This is a genomic window from Cellulomonas sp. B6 (assembly GCF_001462455.1).
GTDB lineage: Bacteria > Actinomycetota > Actinomycetes > Actinomycetales > Cellulomonadaceae > Cellulomonas.
In genome coordinates, this window is sequence record NZ_LNTD01000249.1 from 1 (window position 1) to 4,304 (window position 4,304).

At 77.0% G+C, this 4,304-nt stretch carries 3 protein-coding genes; all 3 read right to left on the reverse strand.

Annotation, left to right across the window (positions count from 1 at the left end; translation table 11 throughout):
• Nucleotides 1–220 precede the first annotated feature (220 nt).
• Entirely contained in the window at nt 221–2,140 is a 1,920-nt protein-coding gene (locus ATM99_RS17465) for an acyltransferase family protein (protein ID WP_062104077.1), read from the reverse strand.
• A 66-nt stretch (nt 2,141–2,206) separates the two neighbouring features.
• Nucleotides 2,207–3,292, reverse strand: coding sequence for an LLM class F420-dependent oxidoreductase (locus tag ATM99_RS17470; RefSeq protein ID WP_062104078.1), 1,086 nt, complete (start codon nt 3,290–3,292; stop codon nt 2,207–2,209).
• A 77-nt stretch (nt 3,293–3,369) separates the two neighbouring features.
• A partial coding sequence (locus tag ATM99_RS17475; protein WP_190278872.1) for a DUF1648 domain-containing protein occupies nt 3,370–4,304 on the reverse strand: 935 nt, incomplete at its 5' end.

The window sequence follows — 4,304 nt, forward strand, 5'->3', positions numbered from 1 at the left end:
GGGTCGGCGTGCTGAGGGGTCAGCGGTGGCCGGCGCGGGGCTGCATGGCGCAGCACGGGCAACAGCGGCACATCGGCGACGCGACGACGAGGGGGCGGGCGAGGGTCATCGCGGCCTCCTGTCGTCGTCGTGCGGTCCCGAGGGCGTCTCACTTCATGAGACTCGGTGACCACGTTTCAGACAGACTGTAGCGGCAGCCCTCGCACGGGGGCAACGCGTCTCACCCGCGCGGCTGGATCTCCTGCCACAACCAGTCCGCGTAGCCCTGTCGACCGCCGTCCTCGCGCAGGTGGATCCCGTCGTCGTAGAACCACTCGGGGTGGGCGTCGCCCAGGCTCTTCCAGTCCAGCAGGTGCGCGTGCGGGTACTCCGCCACCACGCGCGCGAACAGCTCGTTGTCGTACTGCTCCCACGGGCGCGGGACCCGCACGTTCACGACGAAGACGCGGCGGTCCCGCGTCCCGTCGAGCAGCCGTCGCAGGTCGTCCTCGGCCACCGGGCCGTTGGTGCCGCCGTGCACCACGACCGTGTGCCCGAGCGTGCCGCTGGCGGCGGCGTCCAGCACCAGGTCCGTCATCGCACCCATCTGCCGCGACACCACGGCGTCGGCGGGCACGCCGTGCGCCGCGAGCTCGGCCGACGCGCCGAGCATCACCGAGTCGCCGTACGCCGACACCGTGCCGACCTCCTCGGGCGGCTGCGCGGGCGCCGCCGGCCGGCCGTCGGGCGGGGGTGCGTCGGGTCCGGGAGCGGCCGTCGGCTGCTGCGCGGGGTCCGGGGGAGGCGCGACGTCCTGCGCCGGCACCGCGACGCCGACGACCGGCGCGGCGCCGGCGGCCGGCGTGCGCGCGACGGCGACGCCGAGCGTCCCGACGACCAGCGCGGCGGCCGTCGCCCCGCCGACCGCCCGGACGAGCGCACGCCGTCGCTGCGGCCCCGGCGTCCGCGCGCGCCGGACCAGACGCCCGAGCGCGCCGCGGCGCACGGGCCGCTCGACCCACCGGTACGACGCCTCGGCCAGCAGCAGCGTGACGCCCACCCGGAGCAGGTCCTCCGACGCGCCGGGCAGCGACAGGTCCTGCTCGGGGCGCAGCAGCGTGAGCACCGGCCAGTGCCACAGGTAGATCGCGTACGACCGCTCGCCCAGCCACCTCAGCGGCTGACGTCCCAGCGCGCGCCCGAGCATCCCGGCGGGGTCGGCCGCAGCACCGACGAGCACGAGCGCGAGCGCCGCGAACGCGAGGAACCCGCCCCGGTAGAGCGTCGTCGAGTACTCGTCGACGAGCACCACGCAGACCAGCACACCCACCAGGGCGGCGCCGCCCAGCACGTCCGCGACGCCCGCCTCGAACCGGCGCACCGGGTCGCCGCGCTCGGCGCGCCACGTGGCGCCCGACGTCCACGTGCGCCACGGGCGCCACACGGTCGCGGCCGCCACGCCCAGCAGCAGACCCGCGGCGCGCGTGTCGGTGCCGACGTAGACGCGCGTCGGGTCGTGCGGCACGGGCATGCCGGCGCGCAGCGCGAGCACCGCCATCCAGACGGTCGAGGCGAGCGCGAGCGCGGCGGCGACACGCCCCGCGCGGACGCGGCCGACGCGCAGCAGGAGCACCGCGAACACGGGCATCAGCAGGTAGAACTGCCCCTCGACCGCGAGCGTCCACAGGTGCTGCAGCAGCGGGGGCCGGCCGGTCAGCTCGAAGTACGTGCGGTCGGCCGCGACCTGCCACCAGTTCGAGGTGTAGGTCAGGGCCGCGACGAGGTCGCCCCGCAGGGTCGTCAGGGTGTCGCGCACGAGCAGCCCCACGCCCGCGACGGCGACGAGCAGCACCAGGAGCGCGGGGACGAGACGCCGGACGCGCCGCAGCAGGAACCGCCCGGTGCGGAACCGGCCGGTCGACTCCACCTCCTGGAGCACGAGCGTGCCGACCAGGTAGCCCGACAGCACCAGGAAGACGTCGACCCCGAGGAAGCCGCCCCGCGCCCAGGGCAGGCCCAGGTGGTAGAGCAGCACCGCGACGACCGCGACCGCGCGCACGCCGTCCAGCCCGGGCAGGTGCGGCAAGCGTGTCGCGGCGGGTGCGGCGGCCGGCGTGGGCCGGGTCGGGGGCCGCTGCGCGGCCTGCTCGACGACTGCCATGCGACCCCTGCCCGACGTTCCTGCGCTGCCACGACGCGACCCGGACGGGCCGCGCCGCGCGCCAGGTTAGGCCGGGTCGGCGGTGCGACGTCCCTCCGTGCCGTCGTCGTGACCAGGATCACCCCAGAGCGCCGCGATCCGGGGCAGGGCGCGCGGGTCGGCCTGCGCCAGGACGGTCGTCACCGCGGTCGCACGCCACGCCGGCAGCTGGGCGCGCACGTCGTCCTCCGTGCCGACGAGCGCGACGTCCGTGACGAGCTCGGTCGGGACCGCGGCGGCGGCGCGGTCGCGGTCGCCCGCGAGGTAGTGCGCCTGGATCTCGTCGCAGGCCTCGCGGTACCCGAGCCGGTCGAGCACGTCGCGGTGGAAGTTCGCCCCCTTGGCGCCCATGCCCCCGGCGTACAGCGCGATGAACGGCCGCACGGAGTCGGCGGCCTCCTCGACGCTCGCGGCGAGCACGACGGGCACGGTCGCGACGACCTCGAACTGCGCGGGCGGCCGCAGCCGCGGCGAGCGCTTCGCGAAGCCGTCGGCCAGCAGCTCGCGGTACGTCGCGTCCATGCGGGGCGAGTAGAACAGCGGCAGCCAGCCGTCGGCGATCTCGGCGGACATCGCGACGTTCTTCGGCCCCTCGGCCGCGAGGTGGATCGGCAGGTCGGCGCGCAGCGGGTGCACGGTCGAGCGCAGCGCCTTGCCCAGGCCCGCGCCCTGGTCGGCCGGCAGGGGCAGCCGGTAGAACGCGCCGTCGTAGGTGACGGGCGCCTCACGCGCGAGCACCTGCCGCACGACGTCCACGTACTCGCGCGTGCGGGCCAGCGGCCGCGGGTACGGCTGCCCGTACCAGCCCTCGACGACCTGCGGCCCCGACGCCCCGAGCCCCAGCACGAACCGCCCGCCGGACAGGTGGTCGAGCGTGAGCGCGGCCATCGCCGCCGCAGTCGGGGTGCGGGCCGAGAGCTGCGCGATCGCGGTGCCGAGGCGCACCCGACGCGTCGACGCACCCCACCAGGCGAGCGGTGTCAGCGCGTCCGAGCCGTACGCCTCGGCGGTCCAGACGGAGTCGAGACCGAGCTCGTCGGCCGCGCGCACGGCGTCCGCGGCGCCCGGCGGCGGCCCGGCCGACCAGTAGCCCGTGTGGTACCCGAGGCGCATGGGCCGCTCCGTTCGTCGCCGTCGACGTCGCGCCGTGCGGCGCGCGCCCGACGTTACCGGGCGGTACCCGCCGGGCGTCACCCGGCGGTGGCGCTCCGGGCGCGGTCGGCGAGCGTGTTGAGCAGGCTCGCGGCGCGTGCGGCGTCGTCCACGGTCACGACGTTGACGCGACCGCCCGTGCGCTCGACCTCGATCGCCTCGCCGCGGCGCAGCACCACCCCGACGCGCCCGTCCTGCCCGACGCGGTAGCCCCACCCGCCGAACTCCCCGAACGGGTCGACGCTGACCGCTCGCGCGGCGACGACCTCGTCGAGCGGCACGTGCAGCGTCGGCCAGCCGAGCGGTGACCGCGCCACGAGGCCGCGGCCGTCGACGCTCACGCGCAGCACGAACATGGCCGCGCCGAGCGCGAGCAGAGCGGCGGGCACGAGCAGCATCGCGGGCGTGCGGAGCCCGATCGCGAGACCGGCCGTGGTCAGCGCCGCGACGCCGCCCGCGACGAGCGCCGCACGGCTCGTCACCGTGCTCGACCACGCGGCTCTCTCGGTCGCGCCGAGGTCGGCGCGGGGCGCCGCCGGGTCGACGGGCGCGGTCGTGGGCTGGTGCGGCGTGCGCGGCACGACGAGCGCGACGACCACGCCGACCACGAGCGCGACGCCGAGCGCGAGGCCGATCGTCGGGCCGACGCCGGGCGCGTCGGCGGCGTCGGCGAGGTCGAGCTGACCGTGCAGCGTGCCGAGCGTCGTCGCCGACAGGAACGCGGCCGTCCCGCTCGCGAAGCCGGCGGCGACCCGTCGCGTCGACGTGTCCCGCCCGAGCCAGAACGCGAGCGCCCACAAGCCGACCGCGAGCAGCCCGCCGACCACCAGGGGGACCGCGAGCAGCGACGCGGGTGAGCCGAACCCGTCGGGGACGTCCGTGCCCGACCAGTGGGTCGCGACCGGGTCGGGGAGTCGCGGCGCCCAGGCGCGGGCGATGAGGACGGTCGCCGCGAGCACGCCGAGCGGCACGA

Excerpts from the sequence above, each read along its gene's own strand:
- ATM99_RS17465 (WP_062104077.1), bottom strand. The coding sequence starts at position 2,140 with ATGGCAGTCGTCGAGCAGGCCGCGCAGCGGCCCCCGACCCGGCCCACG.
- ATM99_RS17470 (WP_062104078.1), bottom strand. The coding sequence starts at position 3,292 with ATGCGCCTCGGGTACCACACGGGCTACTGGTCGGCCGGGCCGCCGCCG.